This is a genomic window from Burkholderia sp. A2 (assembly GCF_001729305.1).
GTDB lineage: Bacteria > Pseudomonadota > Gammaproteobacteria > Burkholderiales > Burkholderiaceae > Burkholderia > Burkholderia sola.
Map to the genome: position 1 here is coordinate 126,770 of NZ_LZXX01000081.1, position 25,107 is coordinate 151,876.

The 25,107-nt window shown below is 68.3% G+C and carries 23 protein-coding genes; 13 read left to right on the forward strand and 10 right to left on the reverse strand.

The annotated features are described in order from the left end of the window. Positions 1–28 precede the first annotated feature (28 nt). The 6 genes from A9Z05_RS06475 to A9Z05_RS06500 all read right to left on the reverse strand — a co-directional run bounded on the left by A9Z05_RS06475 (position 29) and on the right by A9Z05_RS06500 (position 7,544). The gene (locus tag A9Z05_RS06475; protein ID WP_069617359.1) at positions 29–1,168 is read right to left on the reverse strand and encodes an enoyl-CoA hydratase/isomerase family protein; all 1,140 of its coding nucleotides are present in this window, start codon (positions 1,166–1,168) and stop codon (positions 29–31) included. After that, positions 1,165–1,959, reverse strand: a complete 795-nt coding sequence (locus A9Z05_RS06480) for an enoyl-CoA hydratase (protein WP_069617360.1) — start codon at positions 1,957–1,959, stop codon at positions 1,165–1,167. Before A9Z05_RS06480 ends, A9Z05_RS06475 begins: the two co-directional genes overlap by 4 nt. Beyond that, the gene (gene mmsB, locus A9Z05_RS06485; protein WP_069617361.1) at positions 1,956–2,858 is read right to left on the reverse strand and encodes a 3-hydroxyisobutyrate dehydrogenase; all 903 of its coding nucleotides are present in this window, start codon (positions 2,856–2,858) and stop codon (positions 1,956–1,958) included. The genes A9Z05_RS06480 and mmsB overlap by 4 nt, the downstream gene beginning before the upstream one ends. 18 nt (positions 2,859–2,876) lie before the next feature. Then, positions 2,877–4,406 carry a CoA-acylating methylmalonate-semialdehyde dehydrogenase gene (locus A9Z05_RS06490; protein WP_069617362.1) on the reverse strand — a complete coding sequence of 510 codons (1,530 nt, stop codon included), beginning with the start codon at positions 4,404–4,406 and terminating at the stop codon, positions 2,877–2,879. A 112-nt stretch (positions 4,407–4,518) separates the two neighbouring features. Continuing rightward, positions 4,519–6,225: an AMP-binding protein gene (locus tag A9Z05_RS06495; protein ID WP_069617363.1), complete on the reverse strand. Its 1,707-nt coding sequence runs from the start codon at positions 6,223–6,225 to the stop codon at positions 4,519–4,521. Positions 6,226–6,410: 185 nt separating this feature from the next. After that, positions 6,411–7,544 carry an acyl-CoA dehydrogenase family protein gene (locus A9Z05_RS06500; protein ID WP_069617364.1) on the reverse strand — a complete coding sequence of 378 codons (1,134 nt, stop codon included), beginning with the start codon at positions 7,542–7,544 and terminating at the stop codon, positions 6,411–6,413. Between the two features lie 137 nt (positions 7,545–7,681). Here A9Z05_RS06500 and A9Z05_RS06505 point away from each other — a divergent pair, with 137 nt between their 5' ends. The 3 genes from A9Z05_RS06505 to A9Z05_RS06515 all read left to right on the forward strand — a co-directional run bounded on the left by A9Z05_RS06505 (position 7,682) and on the right by A9Z05_RS06515 (position 11,159). Further along, on the forward strand, positions 7,682–8,716 hold the full coding sequence (locus A9Z05_RS06505; RefSeq protein WP_069617365.1) for an AraC family transcriptional regulator: 1,035 nt from the start codon (positions 7,682–7,684) through the stop codon (positions 8,714–8,716). A 122-nt stretch (positions 8,717–8,838) separates the two neighbouring features. Next, positions 8,839–10,389, forward strand: a complete 1,551-nt coding sequence (locus A9Z05_RS06510; RefSeq protein WP_069617366.1) for a nodulation protein NfeD — start codon at positions 8,839–8,841, stop codon at positions 10,387–10,389. After that, on the forward strand, positions 10,386–11,159 hold the full coding sequence (locus A9Z05_RS06515; protein WP_069617367.1) for a slipin family protein: 774 nt from the start codon (positions 10,386–10,388) through the stop codon (positions 11,157–11,159). The genes A9Z05_RS06510 and A9Z05_RS06515 overlap by 4 nt, the downstream gene beginning before the upstream one ends. Before the next feature lie 60 nt (positions 11,160–11,219). On the opposite strand, the gene A9Z05_RS06520 is transcribed toward A9Z05_RS06515, so the two are convergent. Next, the gene (locus A9Z05_RS06520; protein ID WP_069617368.1) at positions 11,220–12,497 is read right to left on the reverse strand and encodes an HAD family hydrolase; all 1,278 of its coding nucleotides are present in this window, start codon (positions 12,495–12,497) and stop codon (positions 11,220–11,222) included. A gap of 502 nt (positions 12,498–12,999) precedes the next feature. On the opposite strand from A9Z05_RS06520, the gene A9Z05_RS06525 reads away from it, so the two are divergent. The 6 genes from A9Z05_RS06525 to A9Z05_RS06550 all read left to right on the forward strand — a co-directional run bounded on the left by A9Z05_RS06525 (position 13,000) and on the right by A9Z05_RS06550 (position 18,374). Continuing rightward, a complete protein-coding gene (locus A9Z05_RS06525; RefSeq protein WP_069617369.1) occupies positions 13,000–13,899 on the forward strand; it encodes a M24 family metallopeptidase in 900 nt (299 codons plus the stop codon). A gap of 43 nt (positions 13,900–13,942) precedes the next feature. Then, positions 13,943–15,730 carry an SDR family oxidoreductase gene (locus tag A9Z05_RS06530; RefSeq protein WP_069617370.1) on the forward strand — a complete coding sequence of 596 codons (1,788 nt, stop codon included), beginning with the start codon at positions 13,943–13,945 and terminating at the stop codon, positions 15,728–15,730. 34 nt (positions 15,731–15,764) lie between these two features. Beyond that, entirely contained in the window at positions 15,765–16,670 is a 906-nt protein-coding gene (locus A9Z05_RS06535; protein WP_069617371.1) for a metal-dependent hydrolase, read from the forward strand. Between the two features lie 79 nt (positions 16,671–16,749). After that, the gene (locus tag A9Z05_RS06540) at positions 16,750–17,037 is read left to right on the forward strand and encodes a hypothetical protein (protein ID WP_069617372.1); all 288 of its coding nucleotides are present in this window, start codon (positions 16,750–16,752) and stop codon (positions 17,035–17,037) included. A gap of 251 nt (positions 17,038–17,288) precedes the next feature. After that, complete coding sequence (locus tag A9Z05_RS06545; RefSeq protein ID WP_069617489.1) at positions 17,289–17,666, forward strand: DUF2917 domain-containing protein; 378 nt, start codon at positions 17,289–17,291, stop codon at positions 17,664–17,666. Between the two features lie 333 nt (positions 17,667–17,999). Beyond that, positions 18,000–18,374, forward strand: coding sequence for a DUF2917 domain-containing protein (locus A9Z05_RS06550; protein ID WP_069617373.1), 375 nt, complete (start codon positions 18,000–18,002; stop codon positions 18,372–18,374). A gap of 171 nt (positions 18,375–18,545) precedes the next feature. On the opposite strand, the gene A9Z05_RS06555 is transcribed toward A9Z05_RS06550, so the two are convergent. Continuing rightward, on the reverse strand, positions 18,546–18,824 hold the full coding sequence (locus A9Z05_RS06555) for a hypothetical protein (RefSeq protein WP_069617374.1): 279 nt from the start codon (positions 18,822–18,824) through the stop codon (positions 18,546–18,548). Positions 18,825–19,654: 830 nt separating this feature from the next. On the opposite strand from A9Z05_RS06555, the gene A9Z05_RS06560 reads away from it, so the two are divergent. Next, complete coding sequence (locus tag A9Z05_RS06560) at positions 19,655–20,956, forward strand: NCS2 family permease (protein ID WP_069617375.1); 1,302 nt, start codon at positions 19,655–19,657, stop codon at positions 20,954–20,956. Positions 20,957–21,198: 242 nt separating this feature from the next. On the opposite strand, the gene A9Z05_RS06565 is transcribed toward A9Z05_RS06560, so the two are convergent. Together A9Z05_RS06565 and A9Z05_RS38350 are read right to left on the reverse strand one after the other, a co-directional pair. Next, positions 21,199–21,486: a DUF1488 domain-containing protein gene (locus tag A9Z05_RS06565; protein ID WP_006486743.1), complete on the reverse strand. Its 288-nt coding sequence runs from the start codon at positions 21,484–21,486 to the stop codon at positions 21,199–21,201. Positions 21,487–21,726: 240 nt separating this feature from the next. Then, positions 21,727–22,002, reverse strand: a complete 276-nt coding sequence (locus tag A9Z05_RS38350) for a DUF2964 family protein (protein ID WP_249190481.1) — start codon at positions 22,000–22,002, stop codon at positions 21,727–21,729. Positions 22,003–22,188: 186 nt separating this feature from the next. On the opposite strand from A9Z05_RS38350, the gene A9Z05_RS06575 reads away from it, so the two are divergent. The 3 genes from A9Z05_RS06575 (at position 22,189) to A9Z05_RS06585 (ending at position 25,026) form a co-directional block, all read left to right on the forward strand. Continuing rightward, entirely contained in the window at positions 22,189–24,102 is a 1,914-nt protein-coding gene (locus A9Z05_RS06575) for a sigma-54-dependent Fis family transcriptional regulator (protein WP_069617376.1), read from the forward strand. 68 nt (positions 24,103–24,170) lie between these two features. Continuing rightward, positions 24,171–24,473 carry a 2Fe-2S iron-sulfur cluster-binding protein gene (locus A9Z05_RS06580; RefSeq protein WP_050012376.1) on the forward strand — a complete coding sequence of 101 codons (303 nt, stop codon included), beginning with the start codon at positions 24,171–24,173 and terminating at the stop codon, positions 24,471–24,473. A 58-nt stretch (positions 24,474–24,531) separates the two neighbouring features. After that, on the forward strand, positions 24,532–25,026 hold the full coding sequence (locus A9Z05_RS06585) for an SRPBCC family protein (RefSeq protein WP_069617490.1): 495 nt from the start codon (positions 24,532–24,534) through the stop codon (positions 25,024–25,026). Positions 25,027–25,107: the final 81 nt, after the last annotated feature.

Consider the following 25,107-nt stretch of genomic DNA (forward strand, 5'->3'; position numbering starts at 1 on the left):
CGCGGCGCGTCGGGTCATCACGCAGAGATCACGCCGCGCCGAGATCGGCGAGCGGATGCGCGAACAGCTTCCACGGCGACGTCAGGAAATGCCGCACGCGTTCGGCGCGCAGCTCGACGAGCGACGCGGGCGCCCAGCGCGGCTTGCGATCCTTGTCGACGAGATGCGCGCGCACGCCTTCGCAGAAATCGCCTTCCTCGATCGCCCGCGCGACGATGCCGAGCTCCATCCGGAACGACTCCGCGAGCGTCATCTGCCGGCCGCGCAGCAGCGCCTCGCGCGTCACCGCGAGCATCGTCGGCGAATGGCTCGCGAGCGCATCGAGCGTCGCCTGCAGCCATTGGCGGTGCTCGCGAGCGAGTTCGTCGCGCGCCAGCTCCTGTGTGAGCGTCGCGACGATTCGCTCGACGGTCGAGCGCTTGTCGAAGTGGCGGACGATCCACGGCATCTGGCTGTCGAGCGCCGCATGCGGCACCACGTTGCACGGCGGCTCGAACACCTTGCGCAGCAATGGCAGCGCGTCGCCGTCCCACTTCACGCTTTCGATGCGCGTCTCGAACGTATCGAGCCACGCGGACGGCACGCACAGGTCCGCGAGCTTCGCGCTCAGCGCGTCCGCGCCCGACAGCATCGCGCCGGTCAGCCCCACGTACAGTTCGAGTTCGACCGGCATGCGCGACAGGAAATGCGTCGCGCCCACGTCGGGCACGAGGCCGATGCGCGTTTCCGGCATCGCGATCCTGCTGCGCTCGGTCGCGACGCGCAGCGCCGCGCCCTGCGCGAGGCCCATGCCGCCGCCCATCGTCACGCCGTCCATCAGCGCGACCACCGGCTTCGGGAACGTGTGGATCGCGTAGTCGAGCCGGTATTCGTCGACGAAGAACGGCAGCCACGTTTCGCGCTGCGCGACCATCCTGTACAACGCACGCACGTCGCCACCCGCACAGAAGCCCTTCTCGCCCGCGCCCCGCAGCACGACCGCGACGATCTGGTCGTCCTGGCGACAGCGCTCGAACAGCGCCGTCAGTTCGCCGATCATCGCGTACGACAGCGCGTTGAGCGCGGCCGGCCGGTTCAGCGTGATCAGCGCCACGCGGTTCACCACGCGAAACAGCACCTCGGGCGCATGCTCCGCGAATGCATCGTGATTCGTCACCGGCGTGCTCATCGTTGCGGCTCCTCCCCATCGGTGCGCCACTGCGGCGCGCGTTTGCCCAGGAATGCCGCCACGCCTTCGCGCGGATCGGCCGTGTCGAACAGGTCGACGAAGCGTTCGCGCTCGACGGCAAGCGCCGCGCCGCGCGGCACGCCGCGGCGCGCAAGGCCGATCAGCTCCTTGCTGTAGGCGACCGCGTGCGGGCTTTGCCGCGCGACGTTGCGCGCCAGCGCGAGCGCCGCATCGCGCGCGGCGCCGCTTTCGACCACGTCCTCGACGAGGCCGATCCGCAGCGCGGTGGCCGCATCGACGCGCGCGCCGGTCAGGATGATCTTCTTCGCCCAGCCTTCGCCGACGAGCCAGGGCAGCGTCTGCGTGCCGAGCCCGCACGGCAGCAGGCCGACCGACGGCTCGGGCAGCGCCATCTGCGCATGCGTCTCGGCGATCCGCAGGTCGCATGCGAGCGCGCATTCGAGTCCGCCGCCCATCGCATAGCCGTTGATCGCCGCGATCGTCACCACGCGCGCGTCGTGCAGCGCCTCGAACGCCGCGCCGAAGCGCGACGCCATCGCGCGCGCAACCGCGCGATCGCCGTCGGCGAACGTGTTGAGATCAGCGCCCGCGCTGAAGAATTTCGGGCCGTCGCCGGTAATCACCAGCGCGCGCACGCGCGGGTTCGCATTCAGTTCGGCGACGGTTTGCTGCAATTGCCGCAGCCCGTCGGCGGTAAAGGCGTTCGCGGGCGGACGCTTGAGCGTCGCGCACGCGATCGCGCCGTCGTCGACGTAGTCGAGTTCGATCATGAGGCGTCCTTCTTCGTGGCCGGTTGATACAGGCGGATCACCGCCGAGAAATCGAGCTGGCCGTCGCCGCGGCTGCTCATCGTCTGGTACAGCTGCTGCGCGAGCGCGCCGAGATAGACGGGCTGGCGCGCCTGCTTCGCCGCATCGTTCGCGAGGCCGAGGTCCTTCAGCATCAGGTCGGTGCCGAAGCCGCCCGTGTAGCCGCGCGACGACGGCGCGGTCTCGATCACGCCCGGATACGGGTTGTAGGTATCCGAACTCCAGCAGCGTCCCGTCGACGTGTTGACGATGCCGGCCAGCACCTTCGGGTCGATGCCGAGCGCGACGCCGAGCGACATCGCCTCCGACACCGCCGCCATCGAGATGCCGAGCACGAGGTTGTTGCAGACCTTCGCGACCTGCCCCATCCCCGTCGCGCCGCAGTGCACGATGTTCTTGCCCATGCCGGCGAGCACCGGCTTCACGCGCTCGAAATCCGCGTCGCTGCCGCCGACCATGAAGGTCAAGGTGCCTGCCGCCGCGCCGCCGGTGCCGCCCGACACCGGCGCATCGACGAACGCGCCGCCGTGCTCGCGCACCAGCGCGCCGAACGCCTGCGCGCTCGCCGGGTCGATCGTGCTCGAATCGATCACGGTCGCGCCCGCGCCGAGACCGGCCAGCACGCCGTTCTCGCCGGCGAGCACCGAGCGCACGTGCGGCGCGGCCGGCAGCATCGTGATCACGAACGTCGCACCCGATGCCGCATCGCGCGGCGACGCGGCCACCTGCGCGCCGGCGTCCTGCAACGCGCGCAACGCGTCGGCGCTCAGGTCGAACGCATGCACGTCATGGCCGGCTTTCAGCAGGTTCAGCGCCATCGGCGCGCCCATGTGGCCGAGGCCGATAAATCCGATTTTCATGTTGGGTTCCTCCGCCGCTCAATGCAGCCGGATCGTCGTGTTCACCGGGCCGGCCGTCGTGTCGTCGTCGAACCAGCGCGCGGTGACCGTCTTCGTCTGCGTGTAGAACTGCACGACCTGCTTGCCGTACGGGCCGAGATCGCCGAGCTTCGAGCCGCGCGAACCGGTGAAGCTGAAGAACGGCACGGGCACCGGGATCGGGATGTTGATGCCGACCTGGCCGACGTCGATCTCGCTCTGGAACTTGCGTGCGGCCGCGCCGCTCTGCGTGAAGATGCCCACGCCGTTACCCATCGGGTTCGCATTGACGAGCTCGATCGCCTCGTCGAGCGTGTCGACTTCCATCACGACCAGCACCGGCCCGAAGATTTCATGCGTGTAGATCGACATGTCGGTTTTCACGCCGGAGAAGATCGTCGGGCCGATGAAGTTGCCTTCCTCGAAGCCCGCGACCTTCACGTCGCGGCCGTCGAGTTCGAGCTTCGCGCCTTCCTTGATGCCCATGTCGATCAGCGACAGGATCCGCGCCTTCGCCCCGCGCGACACGACCGGCCCGACGTCGGTGCCCGCTTCCGAGCCCGCGTTGACTTTCAGCGTCTTCGCCTTCGCGACGAGATCGGGCAGCCATTCGCGCGCGTTGCCGACGAGCACCGCGACGGAAGTCGCCATGCAGCGCTGGCCGGCCGCGCCGAAGCCCGCGCCGACGAGCGCGTTGATCGCCTGCTCGCGGTTCGCGTCGGGCAGCACGATCGCGTGGTTCTTCGCGCCCATCATCGACTGCACGCGCTTGCCGTGCTGGCTGCCGAGGTTGTACACGTGGGTGCCGACGGCCGTCGAGCCGACGAACGAGATCGCCTTCACGAGCGGATGCGTGCAGATCGCGTCGACGACTTCCTTGCCGCCGTGCACGACGTTCAGCACGCCTTTCGGTACGCCGGCCTCGAGCGCGAGCTCGACGAGTTCCATCGTCGACATCGGGTCCTGCTCGGACGGCTTCAGCACGAACGTGTTGCCGCAGACGATCGCCATCGGGAACATCCACAGCGGAATCATCGCGGGGAAATTGAACGGCGTGATGCCCGCGCACACGCCGATCGGCTGGCGCAGCGTGTAGGTATCGACGCCGCCCGCGACGTTCTCCGCGAATTCGCCGAGCTGCAGCGTGCCGATCGAGCACGCATGCTCGACCACTTCGAGGCCGCGGAAGATATCGCCTTCGGCATCGGGAATCGTCTTGCCCTGCTCGGCCGTCAGCGTCTTCGCGATGCGCTGCTGGTTCGCGCGCACCAGGTCCTGGAACTTCAGCATGATGCGCATGCGCGCGGAAATCGGCGTGTTCTTCCATGTCGCATACGCGGCGTGCGCGGCCCGCACGGCCGCGTCGACTTCCGCGACGGTCGCGAACGGCACGCGCGCGAGCACCTGCTGCGTCGCCGGGTTGACGATGTCGCGCCACTCGCTCGTGGCGGACTCGACGAAAGCGCCGTCGATCAGCAGCTTGACCGTCGGCACGTCTTGCCCCGTACGGGGCGTCGGATTCGCGTTCATCAGTGCACTCCTTGCAGTGAGCCGCGTGGCGTCAGGCAACGCGCGGCCGGTTCGGTTCAGTGTGGCTGCGGACGGCGCGCCGAAAAATGCGGCGCGCGCGGCCCGCGGCCGGTCATTTCAGTTCGGCCGCGAAATCTTCTTCCCAGTATTCGCCAGGCATGCGCGCGGTCGCATCGTCACCGCGCTCGATCTCGCGGCGGCGCAGTTCGACGCGGCGGATCTTCCCCGAGATCGTCTTCGGCAGCTCCGCGAATTGCAGCCGGCGAATGCGCTTGTACGGCGCGAGCTTCTCGCGCGAGAAACGGAAAATCTCCAGCGCGAGCGCGGGGCTTTCTTCATAGCCCTGGCGCAGCGTGATGAACGTCTTCGGCACCGACAGCCGCACCGGGTCCGGGCTCGGCACGACGGCCGCTTCCGCGATCGCCGGATGCTCGATCAGCACGCTCTCGAGTTCGAACGGGCTCAGCCGGTAGTCGGACGACTTGAACACGTCGTCCGCGCGGCCGATGTACACGTAATAGCCGTCGTCGCGACGCATCGCGATGTCCGACGTGCGGTAGTGGCCGTCGCGCATCGCGTGGGCCGTCGCGTCGGGATGGTTCGCATAGCCTTTCATCAGCCCGACCGGGCGCGTGACGTCGTCGCCGATCGGCAGCGCGACTTCGCCTTCGGTCACCGGTGCGCCGTCCGGGTCGAGCAGCGCGATCCGGTAGCCGGGCAGCGGCCGGCCCATCGAGCCCGCGACCACCGGCTGGCCCGGCGAGTTGCCGATCAGGCAGGTCGTCTCGGTCTGGCCGTAACCATCGCGAATCGAGATGTTCCATGCCTTCTTCACGCGCTCGATGATCTCGGGATTCAGCGGCTCGCCCGCGCCGACGATCTCGCGCAGCTTCACGTCGAACGACGCGAGCGGCTGCTGCACGAGCATGCGCCACACGGTCGGCGGCGCGCACAGCGTCGTCACCCGGTACTTGACGAGCGCATCGAGCACGACCTTCGGTTCGAAGCGCGCATAGTTGAACGCGAACACGCACGCCTGTGCATTCCACGGCGCGAAGAAGCAGCTCCACGCGTGCTTCGCCCAGCCCGGGGAGCTGATGTTCCAGTGGATGTCGCCCGGCTGCAGGCCGACCCAGTACATCGTCGACAGATGACCGACCGGATAGGTGCGGTGCGTATGCTCGACGAGCTTCGGCTTCGACGTCGTGCCCGACGTGAAGTACAGCAGCATCGGATCGTTCGCGTGCGTGACGGCGTCCGGCTCGAACGCGGCGCTCGCCGCATAGCCGTCGTTCATCGCGAGCCAGCCCGCGCGCGGCGCGCCGGCGACGATCTTCTGCTTGAGGCCGAGCCCGGCCTGCTCGAACTTCGCGGTTTCGTGCTCGTCGACGATCGCATAGGTCGCGCCGCCGATCTGCACGCGGTCGCGCACGTCGTCGGGCGACAGTTGCGTGGTGGCGGGCAGCACGATCGCGCCGAGCTTCATCGCGGCCAGCATCGCGTCCCACAGCTCGACACGGTTCGGCAGCATCAGCAGAATGCGGTCGCCGCGTACGACGCCGATCGAACGCAGCCAGTTCGCGATCCGCGACGAACGCTCGGACATCTGCGCGAACGAGTACGGATCGCCGGTGCCGGTCGCCGCGTCGACGATCCACAGCGCCGGCTGGTCGTTGCCGCGCGCCATCGGGTCGAAGTAGTCGAGCGCCCAGTTGAACGCATCGAGCACCGGCCATTCGAAATCGCGGTACGCGGTGTCGTAGTCGGTGCGATGGCGCAGCAGAAAGTCGCGTGCGTCCAGGAATGCCTGTACCGTCATGTGTCGTCTCCGTCCAGTCTCCATGCCCAGCGGTCAACCGGCGCAGGTGCCGCAGCACCTGCGCCGTTCCGTGTTGCACGGCGCACGGTCACGTCGTTGCGTGCCGCGTTCGCCGCGCTGCCCTCGTGCCTGCCTCGTGTGCCTGCTCGTTCGATTGCGTGGTGTCGGATGGAGCGCGCCGCGACTCAAAGCTGCCGCGCGATCACCATCCGCTGCACTTCGCTGGTGCCTTCGTAAATCTGCGTGATGCGCGCGTCGCGATAGTGACGCTCGACTTCGTAGTCGACCAGGTAGCCGTAGCCGCCGTGGATCTGGATCGCATCCGAACACACGCGTTCGGCCATCTCGGACGCGAACAGCTTCGCCTGCGACGCTTCCGACAGGCACGGCAGCCCGGCCGTGCGCAGCTTCGCCGCGTGATGCACGAGCAGGCGCGCGGCGTTGATCTGCACGGCCATGTCGGCGAGCTTCTGCTGGATCGCCTGATGCTCGGCGATCGGCTTGCCGAACTGCACGCGCTCGCCCGCATAGCGGCGCGCCTTGTCGAATGCGGCGCGCGCGATGCCGAGCGCCTGCGCGGCGATGCCGATGCGCCCGCCTTCGAGGTTCGACAACGCGATCTTCAACCCTTCGCCGCGATTGCCAAGCAGGTTCTCTTCCGGAATCGCGCAGTTCTCGAGCGTGATCGGGCACGTATCCGACGCGCGGATGCCCATCTTCTTCTCCGGCTTGCCGACGATGAAGCCGGGCGTGTCGGTCGGCACCAGGAATGCGGAAATGCCGCGCTTGCCGGCCTCCGGGTCCGTCATGGCAAAAACGATCGCGACACCGGCGCGCTGGCCGTTGGTCACGAACTGCTTCGCGCCGTTCAGCACCCACTGGCCGTCGCGCAGTTCGGCCCGCGTGCGCAGGTTGTTCGCCTCGGAACCGGCATGCGGCTCGGTCAGGCAGAATGCGCCGATCACGCGGCCGGCCGCCATGTCGGCCAGCCAACGATCCTTCTGCGCGGGCGTGCCGAAGCCGAGGATCGGCCCGCAGCCGACCGAGTTGTGCACGCTCATCATCGTCGCGCACGCGGCGTCGCCGGCCGCGACTTCCTCCATCGCGAGCGCATAGGCCACGTAGTCCGTATACGAGCCGCCCAGCTCCTGCGGCACGATCATCCCGAGCAGGCCGAGCTCGCCGAGCTGCGCGACGATCGCGTCGGGCAGGTGCGCGTCGTGGTCCCACTGCGCGGCGTTCGGCGCCAGCCTCTCGGTGGCGAACGCGCGCGCGGCGTCGCGGATCATCCGCTGGTCTTCGGTGTAAAGCTCGTCCATGGTGCTGCAGTCTCCCGCGGCCGCCGGGCGCGACCGTCCTTGCGTTTCGATGCAACAAGTGTAGGCAAGCGCGCGCGACTGTTCGATGCTCGCGTCGCTCATTTACACTGAGCGTTTTTGCCACACCGGCGACACCGATGAAGCAGGAAGACAAGGGAACCGTCGCGATCAGCCTCGTCGCGTACAGCGTCGCGCTCGCCACGCGGCGCGGCGTCGCGGCCGAGCCGCTGCTCGCGCAGGCCGGCATCGCCCCGACGCTGCTCGCGCAGCCGCGCGCACGCGTGTCCGCGCAGCAGTACGGCGCGTTGTGGAACGCAATCGCGCGCACGCTCGACGACGAGTTTTTCGGGCAGGACAGTCACCCGATGCGCAGCGGCAGCTTCATCGCGATGAGCCAGGCGGCGCTGTCCGCGCGCGACGGGCTGCATGCGATGGCGCGCGCGGTGAACTTCATGCACTGCGTGCTCGACGACCTGCACGCGGAACTCGACGCGAATCCGCAGCGCGTGCGGCTGCGTTTCGTGCACCGCAACAACGGCGCGACGCCCGCGATGTTCACGTACGCGACCTATTTCATCATCGTCTACGGGCTCACCTGCTGGCTGATCGGCCGGCGCATTCCGCTGCTGCATGCGAGCTTCCGCTGCGACACGCCGCCCGCCGACCACGAATATCCGTCGATGTTCTGCGACGACATGCGTTTCAACGAGCCGGATTCGTATGTCGATTTCGATCCCGAATTCGCGACGCTGCCGGTCGTGCAGAACGCGAAGACGCTGAAGACGTTCCTGCGCAACGCGCCGGCCAGCTTCATCGTCAAGTACCGCAATCCGAACGCGCTCGCGCAGCGCGTGCGCGCGGTGCTGCGCGGGATGCCGCCGGCCGCGTGGCCGGGCGCGGGCGGGATGGCTGCGCGGCTGCACGTGGCCGAGGCCACGCTGCGCCGCAAGCTGCACCAGGAAGGCCACGCGTACCAGTCGATCAAGGACACGCTGCGGCGCGATCTCGCGTTCGAGGCGCTGGCCGACCCTGCCCGCACGATCGCCGACGTCGCGGCTGCGACCGGGTTCGCCGAGCCGAGCGCGTTCTACCGCGCGTTCCGCAAATGGAGCGGGCGCAGCCCGGCCGACTATCGCGACGAAGTGCTCGCGCGCGGCGGCGGCGCGAGCTGACGCCGGCCGGTGCGGCCGCACCTTCGCGCTTTCGGCCGAAACCGCCTAATCTTCAAGCATCGGGCCCACGCCCTTTTTCGCGAGCCGGACGGCACGCGGCCGTGCGCCGCCCGGACGTCCCGATGCGTTTTCACCGTCATGAGCCGCCGGCGCCTGCCGCGCCGGCCGGCCGCCCCCGTCACCCGCTGTCCGCGCGGGTCGCGCGCGCCGCGCTGTTCGCGGCGCTGCTCGTCGTATGCGCCGCGGTCGCCGCGCCGCCATCGGCCCATGATGCGCCTGCCGCGCATCCGGTCGTCGTGATTCCCGTCAACGGCGCGATCGGCCCGGCCAGCGCCGATTTCATCGTGCGTTCGCTCGACCGCGCGGCCCGCGAGCACGCGCCGCTCGCGATTCTCCAGCTCGACACGCCCGGCGGCCTCGATACGTCGATGCGGCAGATCATCAAGGCCATCCTCGGCTCGCCGGTGCCGGTCGCCGCGTTCGTCGCGCCGGGCGGCGCGCGGGCGGCGAGCGCGGGCACCTACATCGTCTATGCGAGCCACTTCGCGGCGATGGCGCCGGGCACCAATCTCGGCGCGGCGTCGCCCGTGCAGTTCGGCATCGGCGGCGCCGCGCCGCCGGGCGCGCACCCCGCTGCGCCGCGACCGACCGGTGCATCGGGTGCGTCCGGCGTGTCGGACGCGCCGGCCACGCTGCCGACCGATACGCAATCGACCGAGATCCGCAAGGCGATGCAGGATGCGTCCGCGTACATCCGCGGCCTCGCGCAGTTGCGCGGGCGCAATGCCGAATGGGCCGAGCGCGCGGTGCGCGAAGCCGTGAGCCTGTCGGCGAACGAGGCGCGGGCGCAGCGCGTCGTCGACCTGATCGCGCAGGACTCGGCCGATCTCGCTCGCCAGCTCGACGGCCGCGCCGTGACGACGACCGCCGGCACGCTGCACCTGGCGACCGCGCACGCGCCGCTCGTCGTGCTCGCCCCCGACTGGCGCAGCCGCTTCCTGGCGATCATCGCCGATCCGAACGTCGCGCTGATCCTGCTGACGATCGGCATCTACGGCCTCTTCTTCGAATTCGCGAATCCCGGTTTCGTGCTGCCGGGCGTCGCCGGCACGATCTGCCTGCTGGTCGGGCTGTTCGCGATGCAGTTGCTGCCGGTCAGCTATGCGGGCCTCGGCCTCATATTGCTCGGGCTCGGCTGCCTCGTCGCCGAGGCGTTCCTGCCGACCTTCGGCGTGCTGGGGTTCGGCGGAATCGTCGCGTTCACGATCGGCGCGCTGATGCTGATCGACACCGACGTGCCCGGCTACGGGATTCCGTGGCCCGTGATCGCGAGCCTCGCGCTCGGCGGCGGGCTGCTCGTCGCGGGCGTGTCGAGCGTCGCGCTGCGCGCGCGTCGCCGCCCGGTCGTGACCGGCGCCGAGGCGATGCTCGGCAGCATCGGCGAAGTGCTCGACGACGGCCTGCAGCCGGACCAGCCGCAGGGCGCGGCCGGCGCCGCGCCGTCGGCCGCCGGCTGGGCGCGCGTGCACGGCGAGCGCTGGCGCGTGGCGAGCAGCACGCCGCTGGCGGCCGGCTGCCGCGTGCGCGTGACCGGCCGCCACGGGCTGACGCTGACCGTCGCGCCGCTCTACGACGCGCCCGCCTCCGCCCATCCCCAGGGAGAACCTTCATGATCGGTTACACGTTCGGCTTCAGCAGCGTCCTGGTCGTCTTCGTCGTGGTGCTCGTCGCATCGTCGATCCGCATCTTTCGCGAGTACGAGCGCGGTGTCGTGTTCATGCTCGGCCGGTTCTGGAAGGTGAAGGGGCCGGGGCTCGTGCTGATCATCCCGATCGTCCAGCAGGTCGTGCGGATCGACCTGCGCACCGTCGTGTTCGACGTGCCGGCGCAGGACGTGATCACGCGCGACAACGTGTCGGTGAAGGTCAATGCGGTCGTGTATTTCCGCGTCGTCGATCCCGAAAAGGCCGTGATCCAGGTCGCGCGCTTCTTCGAGGCGACGAGCCAGCTCGCGCAGACGACGCTGCGCGCGGTGCTCGGCAAGCATGAACTCGACGCGCTGCTCGCCGAGCGCGAACAATTGAACGCGGACATCCAGAAGACGCTCGACGCGCAGACCGACGCGTGGGGGATCAAGGTGTCGACGGTCGAGATCAAGCACGTCGACCTGAACGAGACGATGATCCGCGCGATCGCGCGGCAGGCCGAAGCCGAACGCGAGCGACGCGCGAAGGTGATTCATGCGGAAGGCGAATTGCAGGCGTCGGAGAAGCTGCTGCAGGCCGCGCAGCGGCTCGCGCTGCAGCCGCAGGCGATGCAGTTGCGCTACCTGCAGACGCTGACGACGATCGCGGCGGACAAGAATTCGACGATCGTGTTTCCGCTGCCGATCGATCTGCTGGGCGCGTTGCTGGACCGGTTGGGGGCGAAGCGCGAGCCTTGAGACGCGCGCGGGCCGATACCGATAAGCGCGGGGGCGGGGGGCTGCGCCGCCCCGCCCGCGTCAGGCCAGCAGCTTGCGCTCGGTCTTGCCGTACTTGATCGACTTCTCGTCCGGGATCATCAGCCCCGTGTGCTCGTCGCGGCCCTGCAGCAGGAAGCGCGCGTCCGGGTTGCCGATCTGTTCGGCCGCGAGCTTGCTGTCCGCGCCGATCTCGCCCTTCTTCATCCGGTTGACGATCACGCCGGCCGCGGTGTCCTTGAAATCACGCAGCATCCACGCGTCGCCGTCGCTGTCGCCGAACACCAGCAGCGGGCCGTAGCCCTTCTTCGACGCGAGGACGGTGCGAATGCCCACCGTCTTGCCCGGTCCCCAGTTGAAATGCCAGCCGGCCGGATAGGTGCTCGTGTACTTGCCGTCCTGCATGTCGAGACGCAGGCCGATCACGTTCTCGGGCGGCACGCCGTAGCCATAGTTCGGATTGCCGGCGAATACGCGCACGACGTCGTCGAGCGACGCGGTGCTCACGTACACGTCGATGCCGTTCGCCCGCAGCGTATGCATCACCGCGCGGATTTCCTCGTGAATGCGGATCCCGTGGAAATGCGTATCGGCCACCACGCCGGCCTTGCCCGGCAGCGTCTTCGGGCTTTCGTAGCCGACCTTGCGCAGCGCGTCGCCGATCCCGTAGTTGTTCGACGCTTCCGCCATCGCCTGCAGCTCGGCGGTCGTCATGTTCTTGTAGAAGTAGATGATCCACTTGTAGCCGACTTCGAGCGGATGCGTGTCGCAGATCGCGTCGTACATGAAGTACAGCTTCGCGCGGAAATCCTTGAACTGGTCGGTCTCGCGGATCTCGTCGAGGCGCTTGTCGCCGCCGAAGCCCTGGTAGTTCGCATGGAGCCAGCGGTAGTCGGACTCGACGTCGGCGGCGAGGTCCTCCATCGTCACCGGCTTGCCGTCGACGGTCGTGTAGTCCTTCATGAACGCGCCCTTCGGCACGTCCTTCCACATCACGGCGACGAACTCGTCCGGCGTCAGCTTGTACTGCAGATGGTTGATCTGGTACATCAGCAGCGCTTCTTCACAGTCGTTCATGATGCACGTGTTGTCCCAGTCGAACACCGCATACGGGCGGCGCTTCGCGTCGTAGCGCGCACTCTTGACGCCATGCCGGTCGAGCACCGCCTGCAGGCGCGCGGCGTTGAATGGCGACCAGCGGCCCGGGTCCAGCGCGTCCGGCGCGGTGGCGCTCTTCGCGCCGGCCATGCCGGCCTTGAGCATCAACGGCGTTGCGGCGGTCGCCGCGGCAAGGGTGTTCATGAACCGACGGCGTTGCATGGTCTCTCTCCGTGGAATGTCGAATCGGCTTCGGTCGCCCCGCGCGACGCGTGGCACACCGGCCTCGCGAAGCCGAAAAAGCTTCGAATCGGGGCGGATGATGTGACGAAATTATTTCGGCAATTTGACAGCGTCGTGCCGCGACGCGACGGGGAGTTGATCCGGCGCGACATTCCGGGCCTGCGCCGGGATCTCGCCTGGCGCTCCCGGCCGGCTCCCCCGCTCGGGACGCATGAGTACGCGCCGACCATCCAGTCCCAACCGCCGCAAACCTAGAGCTTCCCCTCCATTTCGGCACTTCATTAGGAGAAGTCCTCATCCCCGGGGGGTGGCGCACGACACCGAACCGGCTATTATGATTACATCAACCAATGGCACATTAAATGCTGGCTGAATAATCCGCCCGGGATCATCGGTGGATGCGTTCCGATCAGCGCCCCGCCTTGCACAGGACCCGCGTCGCGCCGAGACGCAAACGCGGGCCGACACATGGAGACGCCTCATGACCGCCCACCATCCGCTGCCGGAAGTCCATCTCGACGAGCTGCCGCAATTCCGCGCGGTTCAGCAGCTTGCCTACCGCTGCGTCGAGACCGTCGGCGCGATGCTCTATCCGGGCATCACGGAAAAGGAAGCCGCGCGCCTGCTGACCGAATGGCTGCAGGATCACGGCGTGCACGACTGGCTGCACAAGCCGTTCGCGTGGTTCGGCGACCGCACCGCGTTCGACGGGTTCTCGGGCCTCAAGCACATGGGCGGCTTCAACCTTGCGTTCTTCCCGAGCAACCGGCAGCTCGAAACCGACATGCCGGTGATCCTCGACGTCGCGCCGGTGCTCGACGGCATCGTCGCCGACGTCGGCTACGCGCACTGTCTCGGCCGCAACCCGATCCTCGAGCAGTTGCAGGACGACCTGCTGGACCATCGCGACCTGATCGTGCGGCTCGTGAAGGCGCGCCGGCCCATGGCGGAAGTCGCACAGGAAGTCGACGCGCTGTGCCGCCGCCAGGGCGTCGAGCCGCGCCACAAGGCCTATCCGTTCAAGGTGCTCGCGCATCGCGTCGCGAAGATCCACAAGCTGTCGAAGCCGCGCTTCGTCGCGCGCTTCGGGCTGAACGCGACGCGCAACCTGCTGCTCGACCAAGGCCGCGCGGCGAAGCAGCAAGGCTGGTCGCCGCTGTGGTCGATCGACCGCCGCTCCGAGCATGCACCCGTGCCGGGCCTGTGGGCCGTCGAGCCGCATCTCGGCTTCGCCGGCGTCGGCGCGAAATTCGAGGAACTGCTCGTGATCACCGACGACGACGCGTACTGGCTCGACGACGACCTGCCGCACGTGCGCCGCTGGCAGCGCCGCCAGGCTGAACGCGCTCAGGCCGCGGCGAACGTTCCGGCCGCCGCCTGACGCGCCCGCACCTCCCCTCGACTCCCTGAACGACGGACTCACGATGCAGCCTCTTTCCGACGAAGCGCCGCTGGCCCTGTTCGAATCGGTTCACGGCGAAACGGCGGTCGCCTCGGGCGACCTGACGCTCGCGGTCAGGACCTGGGGCGACCCGGCCCGCTCGCCGGTCGTGCTCGTGCACGGCTATCCCGACGACAGCAGCGTCTGGCAGCACGTCGCGCCGCTGCTCGCGCGCCGGCACCACGTGATCGCGTACGACGTGCGCGGCGCAGGCCTGTCCGGCGTGCCGACGCGCACGGCCGACTACCATCTCGCGAAGCTGACCGACGATTTCGTCGCGGTGATCGACGCGCTCTGCCCGGGGCGCGCCGTGCACCTCGTCGCGCACGACTGGGGGTCGATCCAGGGCTGGGAATTCGTCACCGATCCGCGTCTCGCCGGCCGCATCGCGTCGTACACGTCGTGCTCGGGCCCGTGCCTCGACCACGTCGGCTTCTGGCTGCGCGAACGCGTGCTGCGCCCGACGCCCGCGTCGCTCGCCAAGCTCGGCGGCCAGCTCGTGCGCTCGTGGTACGTGTATCTGTTCCATCTGCCGTTTCTTCCCGAGCTCGGCTGGCGGCTGTGGCTCGGCCGCGCGTGGCCGGGCCTGCTGCGCCGGCTCGAGAAAACGCCAGCCGCGCCGCGCCCGACCCAGGCCGACGACGGCGCGCGCGGCGTACGCCTGTATCGCGCGAACTTCATCCGCTGCCTGTTCGCGCCGCGCGAACGCTACGCGCACGCACCGGTGCAGACGATCGTGCCGCTCGGCGACAAATACGTGAGCCCCGCGCTGTCCGAGAACCTGTCGCGCTGGGTGCCGCAGTACTACCGCCGCGAAGTCGCGGCCGGCCACTGGCTGCCGCTCGCCGATCCCGCGCGCTTCGCGGATCTCGCCGGGCAATTGATCGACGCGGTCGAATCCGGCAACGAACCGCCCGCGCTCGCGAACGCGCGCCGCCGCGCCACCAGCGGGCGCTTCGGCGGCAAGGTCGCGGTCGTCACCGGCGCGGGCAGCGGGATCGGCCGCTGCGCGGCGCTGGCCTTCGCGCGCGAAGGCGCGACGGTCGTCGCATGCGACATCGATCTCGCGAGCGCCGAACGCACCGCGCTGCTCGTCGGGCTGACCGGCGCGCACGCGCATGCGAAACGCGTCGACGTCGGGTCGGCCGACGAGATGGAAGCGCTCGCGGCGTGGGTCGGCAGCGAACTCGGCGGCGCGGACGTCGTGATCAACAACGCGGGCATCGGCATGGCCGGCGGCATCCTCGACACGAGCACGCGGCACTGGGAGCGCATCCTGCACGTGAATCTGTGGGGCGTAATCCACGGCTCGCGGCTGTTTGCGCAGCAGATGGTCGCGCGCGGCACCGGCGGGCATATCGTCAATACCGCATCGGCCGCCGCGTTCGGGCCGTCGCGCGACCTGCCCGCGTATGCGACGACGAAGGCCGCGGTGCTGATGCTCAGCGAATGCATGCGCGCGGAGCTCGCGGATAAAGGCATCGGCGTGACGGCCGTATGCCCCGGTTTCGCGGAAACGGGAATCATGGCGTCGACGCACTATGCGGGCGCCAACGCGCAGGACGAAGCACGGCTGCGCAAGCGCGCGACCAGGCTGTACCAGCTGCGCGGCCTGAAACCCGAAACCGTCGCGCAGGCGATGGTCGACGGCGTGCTGCGCAACCGCCCCGTCGTCGCGGTCGGCGGCGAAGCGCACGCGCTACGCTTCGTCGGCCGTTTCATGCCGTGGCTGGGGCGGATGATCGCGCGCATCAGCATGGCATCGCATTGACGGCGCACGACGCCGCACAGGACAGGGAGACAACATGACCGATACCGCCGACTATCACAAGATCAAGGCCCGGCACGTGAAGTTCGACTTCAGCGACACGCCGGTCACCTGGGTGCCGAACGATCCGGGCAGCACGCACATCATCAACACGCTGAACCTGCTGTTCCCGGAAGGCGAGCTGTGGTTCTGCCGCGTGTACAACAAGGCGCTGCCGCTGATCGCCGATGCACGCCTGCGCGACGAAGCCGAAGGCTTCCTGCGGCAGGAAGCCGTGCATTCGCGCTCGCACGCCGGCGTGCTGAAGCACTACTACGACCGCCACGGCATCGACACGAAGCCGTTCACGCAGAAGCTCAACCGGCTGTTCACGCGCGTGCTGGGCGAGCAGCCGTTCGGGCTGAAGATCGGCCATACGCGCTTCTGGCTGCGGCAACAACTCGCGGTGATCGCGTCGCTCGAGCATTTCTTCGGCTATCTCGGCAACTGGGTGCTCAACGCGCACGGGCTCGACGAAGGCCGTGCGGACCCGACGATGGTCGACCTGCTGCGCTGGCACGGCGCCGAGGAAGTGGAGCACCGCACCGTCGCGTTCGACATCTACCGGCACCTGGGCGGCACCTATCCGGAGCGCTGCGTGCACATGGCATTCGTGATCCTGCTGCTGCTCTACTACATCACGACCGGCGCGAAGTTCATGTACCGGCGCGACCCGGACGCCGGCCGCTACCCGGGCTTCGTGCTCGCGTGGTGGCAGGGTTCGCGGCGCGGGCACCTGCCGTCGTTCTGGAAAGTGCTCGGCGCGGCGCTGCGCTATTTCAAGCCGGGCTATACGCCGCACCACGAAGGCTCGACCGAGCAGGCGCTCGCCTACCTCGCGCGCTCGCCGGCCGCGCAGGCAGCCGCGCACGGCGGCAACTGGGGCACGACGAAAGGCGCGTGACCGGGTCGCCGGCCGGTTCGGCGGGCGGCGCCTGCCGAAATGCGTACAATCGCGGCTTCAATTTCCCGGAGGTGCCGCGATGGCCATGAAGAAAACCGATCTCGAAAAGAACAAGGCGCTCAAGCTGACGCACGCGATGAAACAGTCGAGTTCCGCGCGTTTCGGCAAGGGCGCCGACGAAGCGGCCAAGCTGGATCGCCGCGCGCAGCGCAAGCTCGACCAGGAGCAGGGCCTCGTGCCGTTCGCGTGCAAGCTCAACGCCGAGCTCGTCGAACAGCTGAAGGCTCGCGCGGCCACGCACCCGGGAGGGATGACGGGCCTGCTGTCCGAACTGCTCGTGAACGGCCTCGCGCAACGCGACGCGTAACCGCCACGTCTGTCGACATTTCCGTTGACACGGTTGCGCGGCCACGACACACTCGTTCACATGCTCATGCTCAAGCCCATCGCCATCGCGCATAAAAACCGAGTGAACGCCCACCCGCGGCGATCACCGGAGGCGCTTGTGCGTTAGCATCGAAATTCAGTCACGCATGTCACAAGGCCTCGCCGGAAACGGATGAGGCCTTTTGTTTTGGTGCGCGTCATCCCGCCCGGCTCAACGGAACGGAGATGACGATGGACCAAGCAAGCCGGCGGGTTGCCTGCCCCGATCGGTGCCGCACCGATACGATCGCATTGCCGAGCGTCGCGTTGCATTTCACGGTCGCGCCGCGCAAGACGCTGACGTGGCGCGCGCAGCACGACGCCGAGATCCGCGTACACGACACCACGCTGTGGATCACGCGACTCGGCAACGTCGACGATTACTGGCTGCGCGCCGGCGACGTGCTGCGCGTGCAGCGCGGCGAGCGCGTCTGGATCGGCAGCGGCGACGACCGGCCTGCCGAAGCATCGATCACGACCGTGTACGTCATGCAGCGCGATACGGGGCTGACGCGTGCGCTCGCGTGGATGCGCTGCCGGCTGAGCGGGCAATGGCGGCGTCGCGCATGATGCACGCATCGCTGCACACGCGATCCCGGATCCCTGTGCGCACCGACCTCGCGAAACGCCGCATGCGCGCGGCAACGCATCGCCCGCGCATATCCCGAAAATTGTCGTTGACAACACCGCACACCCGCAACAAAATCGTTCGCATGCCTACGTTCAAGCTCGTCGCCATCGCGATTCATTGCCCGGTGAACATTCGAAAGAATGGATCACGGGAGGCGCTTGTGCGTTAGCAACCGAGCAGTACCGCATGTCACACGAGGCCTCGCCGGAAACGGATGAGGCCTTTTTGTTCTGGTGCACGTCATCCGTCCGGCTCACTGAATGGAGAAGACGATGGACCAGGCAAGCCCGCTGTTTGACCGTCCCGATCGGCGCGTCGCCGGCACGATCGCGTTACCGACCGTCGTGATCCGCTTCGCGGTCGCGCCGCGCACGACGATGACCTGGCGCGCGCCGCAGGACGCGGAGATCCGCGCGCACGGCGCGGCGCTGTGGATCACCCGCCCGCCGGGCGTCGACGATTACTGGGTGCGGCCCGGCGACGTGCTGCGCATCGCGCGCGGCGAGCGCATCTGGCTCGGCACCGATGCCGACCGGCCGGCCGAAGCGACGATCACGACCGCGTACGTGCGGCGCGGCGAACGCATCAGGCGCATGCTCGCGCACGTGCAACGTTTGCTCGTCGGGAGAGGGAGAAGGAGCGGGTGAGCGGCGCGCCGTGTCGCACGCGTCAAGCGTGCGACACGCGGAACGGCCGCGACCGGAAACGGACGCACCCGCGGCGCAACGCGCCGCAGGTGCGCATCGAAGGACGCGGCACGCCGATGCGTGCCGCGAGCGATCGCGCGCCGTGCGCAGCGACGGGATGCAGCAGAGGCATCAGGTGCTGGCGGCGAGACGCGGGCCCGTGCTTCGTGGAGTGGCATCGAAGTCGGGGCGTTGCGCAGCCTGCGAGGTCACCCACGGATCGATGCCCTGCTTCTGCACCTCTTCGAGGAATGACACACGTGTGCGCCAGTAATCCGCTTGTAATTTCGCATCGATGACGCGCTGTTCGGCTGCGAACAGTTCCATGCGCGCCGTCACGAGCATCGACGCAGCGGTTTTTTCCGGCGTGGGGGCGTGTCGCATCGCCCAACGGCTGATCCAGTTCAACATGCTGACCTCCGTGATTACGGACGAACCCGCATCGGGCAATCGCAATCGGCCGCGCCTGACCGGCGGTGCCGAACTAGCCGTGCCTGCCCAAACGCGCAACGGCCTTGACCGCCATTCACCGCCTGGCCTGCACGGACTGCGACTCCCCCGCGTCGGCAATTACCGGCCGGCGTGTGCATGCGCGGTGTATCTATCCTAGAAAGACTTGCCGGTTTATGCGATGGGGTCTTGCAATCTTTTACACAGAAACCACAGTCGCCCTCGCATCGCGAAATGACAGTTGCGGACGGGACGGCTTCGGCGCAGGATAGCCCGATACCTGCGGCCGCCTGGACTGACGAATGGCCGCTGCACGCAGGTGCCGTGTCGTGTATCCGCACCGGCGGCACACGTGCGTTCGCCGGCACGCGCCGCCTGCACCGCGTGCGTGCAGCATCCGGGCGCACCGTTTCAGTCGCATGTCATCGCACACCGGCCGCACGCGACGCAGCCGGCTGGCCGTTGCGCACGCATCGGCCGCGTGGCGCACGCATGACCGGTCTCGCCGGCCTGCCTCGCGCCTCTACCGCGCATTTCCCGCGTTTCCCCATTTCTGCCGGACCGTGCCGCTCGAACCGGTAAAATGCGCGCCTTCGTCACGGGGCGGGTGCCCGACCGTTCGCGCGCAGGCAACCGATCGCGCCCTCCAACTATATCGTCCGAGCTATCCGCGCTATTACAATCCGCCGATAGCCGGACAATAGTGGCTGGTTACAGTTAGCCGGCCGCGCTGCCTTTACAACAATTCGGCACAACAATCAACACGACAATCCGACCGGAGAAACGCCTTCATGGAATTCATCAAGCGGTATTTCGGCTTCGCTGAAGCCGGCACCGACTTCCGCACCGAGATACTCGCGGGCGTCACCACGTTCCTGACGATGGCCTACATCATCTTCGTCAACCCCGCGATCCTCGGCGACGCCGGCATGCCGAAGGAATCCGTGTTCGTCGCGACCTGCCTCGTCGCGGCGCTGGCGTCGATCATCATGGGCCTGTACGCGAACTACCCGATCGCCTGCGCGCCCGGCATGGGCCTGAACGCGTATTTCGCGTACACGGTCGTCAAGGGGATGGGCTTCACATGGCAGGCGGCGCTCGGCGCGGTGTTCATCTCCGGCTGCCTGTTCCTGCTCGTCACGCTGTTCCGTGTGCGCGAGGCGATCGTCAACGGCATTCCGAAATCGCTGCGGATTTCCATTACCGCCGGCATCGGCCTGTTCCTCGGCATCATCTCGCTGAAGACGTCGGGCGTGATCGTCGGCAACCCGGCTACGCTCGTCACGCTCGGCGACCTGCACAAACACGAGACGATCCTCGCGATCGTCGGCTTCTTCACGATCGTCACGCTCGACCATCTGCGCGTGCGCGGCGCGATCCTGATCGGCATCATCGGCGTGACGATCCTGTCGTTCTTCTTCGCCGGCAACCAGTTCCACGGCGTGTTCTCGGCACCGCCGTCGATCGACGCGACGCTGTTCAAGCTCGACATCGGCGCCGCGCTGTCGACCGGCATCATCAACGTGATCCTCGTGTTCTTCCTCGTCGAACTGTTCGATGCGACGGGCACGCTGATGGGCGTCGCGAATCGCGCGGGCCTGCTCGTCGAAGGCAAGATGAACCGCCTGAACAAGGCGCTGCTCGCCGACAGCACCGCGATCGTCGCGGGCTCGGTGCTCGGCACGTCGTCGACCACCGCGTACATCGAGAGCGCATCGGGCGTGCAGGCCGGCGGCCGCACCGGCGTGACGGCCATCACCGTCGCGGTGCTGTTCCTCGCGTGCCTGTTCATCGCGCCGCTCGCGGGCGTCGTGCCGGGCTACGCGACGGCGCCCGCGCTGCTGTACGTGTCGTGCCTGATGCTGCGCGAGATGGTCGAGGTGCCGTGGGACGATGCGACGGAAGCCGTGCCGGCCGCGTTGACCGCGCTGCTGATGCCGTTCACGTACTCGATCGCGAACGGCGTCGCATTCGGCTTCATCGCGTACGGCGGCCTCAAGCTGCTGACGGGCCAGGCTCGCACGGTCAAGCCGATCGTGTGGATCATCGCGGCCGTGTTCCTGTTCCGCTTCTTCTATCTCGGTAGCGAGTAAGCGCGGCGCGCGCACCGACGCGACGCACGATGCAAACGCCACCTTCGGGTGGCGTTCTTGTTTTCGCACGACGCTTTCGCGATCTTCGCGAATCGACGCGCATGCCCCGGGGCCGACGCCCGGTCGATCCCGCACGGCCCGCATACGAAAATGCCGCCCGGCCCCACCGAACGGCATTGCGTGAAAGACAACGTCTTCGCGTGCGCCGCGCCCGGGCGCGCCGCGAGACGAGCGTCGTGTCGTCAGCGCCAGTTCGCCTCGTAGAAACGCACGTAGCCGCTGCGCAGCGTCACGCATTGCGCGCGCGTTTCCGACAGCAGGCGCCGTGCGGCCGCCTCGATACGCTCGCGGTGCTGGTCGAATGCGCCGACCATGTCCTCGAAGCGCGGCGATGCCGCGCCGAAGTGGTCTTCCAGCGCCTCGGCGGTGATCTGGCACTGGACCCGCTCGCCATTGACCAGCGCCGTGAACCCCAGCATCAGGTCACGCCCCGAATACTCCGGCTTCTCGTTCGTGAAATGGATCTGCATGGGAGCCGCCTCGACCGGTAGAAAACGAATGACCGCGTCCGTCGTCCGCTACCGGCCGGACGAAATGTACGCGGGCTCGCCGGCGGAGGCTGCTACCGCGGAGTGTGGCGCGGTCGCTGCATGCCGGTTGAATTCCACTTTAGACGGTTTCGCGCGGGACACAAAAATTTCGGTGTGCGTCGTTCCGACGCGCATTTCGTCTGATCTGCGCGGCATCCGGCACCGTTTCGGAAAACGGCGTCAGTGCGGATCGGTCGGCCAGATGTTGAGCGCGATCGCGGCAGTCGTGACGCCCACCGCAATCGCGGCCGCCCCGTATCTCACCGCATCGGTCAGATCGAACAGCAATCCGTGGATCGCCACGGCAATGCCGCCCAGCATGATGAAGGTGGCGATGGCCGCCAGCACGACTCTCAGTTCCGTCCGAACCATGATGCCTCTCCCGAACGGATGCATGTCGCGTCGCATGCATGTTGCAGTGCGGAACACGGCGCGTGCGTGCTCCATTTCCATCATTGCAGGCGGGCGCTTAAAAGCAAGGGGATTTTGTCGGCAGTCGCGCATCGCACGTGGCGCTTGTATGATGATGCGTACCCGGACGAACGGCTGTCGCGCCGAATGGTGCGCCGCGAGCGGAGACACACTCCGCCGCCGCTTCCGATCCGGTCGGCCCCGGCGGCTCCGGGGAACAGGAGACACATCATGCCGCAACCCTTCGTGCTGCCCGCCACCGCGGGGCGTACCGACCTGCTCGCGCAGGCGCATGCGCGTTCGACCGCGGTCGGCCTGCGCGCGCACGAGCGCCCCGATTTCGCGCCGCTGTCGCGCGTCGCGCTGCGCGCACTGCTCGACACGAACCACACGCTGTTCTCGCACGCCCGCCCGGTGATGGAGGATCTCCACGCGCAGATCGCCGAGACGCAAAGCCTCGTGCTGCTGACCGACGCCGACGGCGTGATCCTGCACAGCATCGGCGACGCCGACTTCATCGAGAAAGCCAACCGCGTCGCGCTGTGCAACGGCGTGTCGTGGGCCGAAGGCACACGCGGCACCAACGCGATCGGCACCGCGCTCGCATCGGGCCAGGCCGTGGTCGTGCACGGTTCCGAACACTTCCTGCGCGCGAACCACATCCTCACCTGCGCGTGCGCGCCGATCGTCGATCCGTTCGGCCGCACGCTCGGCACGCTCGACGTGAGCGGCGACCCTCGCGGCTCCAGCCCGCATACGCTCGCGCTCGTGCGGATGTCCGCGCAGCTGATCGAGAACCACCTGTTCGCGAACCAGTGCGGCGAAGCGCTGCGGCTGCGCTTTCACGCACACGAGGATTGCGTCGATTCGCTGTTCGCCGGGCTCGTCGCATTCGGCCCCGACGGCGGGCTGATCGCCGCGAACCGCAGCGCCCAATTCCAGCTCGGCGCGTCGTTCGACGCGCTGCAGCACCAGGCCAGCGACGCGTTGTTCGGCATGCGCTTCAGCCAGCTCGCGCAGCAGGCCGCGCGCACGCCGGGCGCCACGTTCCGCCTCACGCTGTCGACCGGCGTGCGCGTGCTCGCCCGCTGCGAATTCCCTGAAGCGCAGAAAACGACCGTCGCCGTCACCCCGCCGACGCCGGCCGCCCGCGTGCGGGCGCCGGACCCCGATGCGATCACGTTCGCGACGCTCGACACCGGCGACGCGCGCATGGCCGCCGTGCTCGAACGCGTCGCGAAGATTCGCGGGCGCGACCTGCCGCTGCTGATCCTCGGCCAGACCGGCACCGGCAAGGAATGGCTCGCCCGCGCGCTGCACCAGGCGTCGCCGCGCGCGGACGGCCCGTTCGTCGCGGTCAACTGCGCGGCGCTGCCCGATTCGCTGATCGAGGCCGAGCTGTTCGGCTATGAAGACGGCGCGTTCACCGGCGCGCGCAAGCGCGGCAGCCCGGGCAAGATCGCGCAGGCCGACGGCGGCACGCTGTTTCTCGACGAAATCGGCGACATGCCGCTCGCGCAGCAGGTTCGGCTGATGCGCGTGCTGCAGGAGCGCGCGGTGATGCCGCTCGGCGGCGCACGCGCGGTGCCGGTCGACGTGCGCGTGGTGTGCGCGACCCACCGCGACCTGCGCGCGATGATCGCGGACGGCACGTTCCGCGAGGATCTGTTCTACCGGATCAACGGCCTCGCGGTCACGCTGCCGGCGCTCGCCGCACGCACCGACCTGCCGGCGCTCGTCGAGCGGATCCTCGCGCGGCTCGCGCGCAGCGAGCCGATGCCGCGCCGCCTCGCGGCCGACGTGCTCGACGCGTTCGCGCGCCACCGCTGGCCCGGCAACCTGCGGCAGATGACCAACGTGCTGCGCACGGCCGGCATGCTCGCCGAAGACGAAGCCGAGATCACGCTCGCGCATTTGCCCGACGATTTCTGGCTCGACTGCGACGATGCGCCCACGACGTCGGGGGCAGCCATACCGGCCACATCGCTTCCATCGGCCGGCAAACGCGAAGGCACGACGCTGCACAGCCACCAGGCCGCGATGATCGATGCGGTGCTCGCGCGGCATGGCGGCAACGTATCGGCGGCCGCGCGCGAGCTCGGCCTCGCCCGCAACACCGTGTACCGGTATCTGCGGCGGCACTGACGCCCGTGACTGGCGGCGGCTTCGGGTATGCTTGGCGCGTTGCCGCCGAACCGCCGCCCGCTTCACTCATGACCGATCCAGAACACCCGCCCGTCGTGCGCATCGAGCCGCTCGGCGCAAGCTTCGACGCACCCGATACGCTGACCGTGCTCGAAGCCGCCGCGTTCGCGCGCGTGTCGCTGCCGCGCTCGTGCCGCAACGGCACGTGCCGAAGCTGCCTTTGCCGGATCGTCAGCGGCAGCGTACGCTACACGATCGAATGGCCGGGGCTGAGCCGCGACGAAAAGGCCGACGGCTATACGCTGCCGTGCGTGGCCGTCGCGACGTCGGACCTCGTGCTCGACGTGCCCGACGCGGCCATGCTCGACTAGACATCGCGCGCGGCCGCGTGCGGTGCTCTGCAACGCTCGATCCTGCATGGAGGACATGATGGTCCAGCAAACCGATCGCATCGAAAAACAGACGCTGCTCGCCGCGTCGCCCGACCGCGTCTGGGCAGCCGTGAGCCAATCCGACGAATTCGGCGAGTGGTTCGGCGTGTCGTTCGACGGCCCGTTCGAGGCCGGCCAGCCGCTGTTCGGCCGCATCACGCCGACCCGCGTCGACGACGACGTCGCCAAGGCGCAGGAGCCCTATGCGGGCACCGTGTTCGAAATCGTCGTCGACCGTATCGAGCCCAAACAACTGTTCTCGTTTCGCTGGCATCCGTTCGCGATCGATCCGGCTTTCGATTACGCGTCGGAGCCGATGACGCTCGTCACGTTCACGCTCGCGGCGCAGGCCGGCGGCACGCTGCTCACGGTCACCGAAACGGGTTTCGACCAATTGATCGAAGCGCGTCGCGCGACGGCCCGCGACATGAACGACCAGGGCTGGGCCGCCCAGATGACGCTGATCGCGAAGTATCTGGCGCTGCACGCGTAGCGCGCCGCGATGCCGCACGTCGGTGCCGACCGGCGAACCGGCGTGCGTGGCATAATCGCCCGCATCGTCAGTCCACCCGCC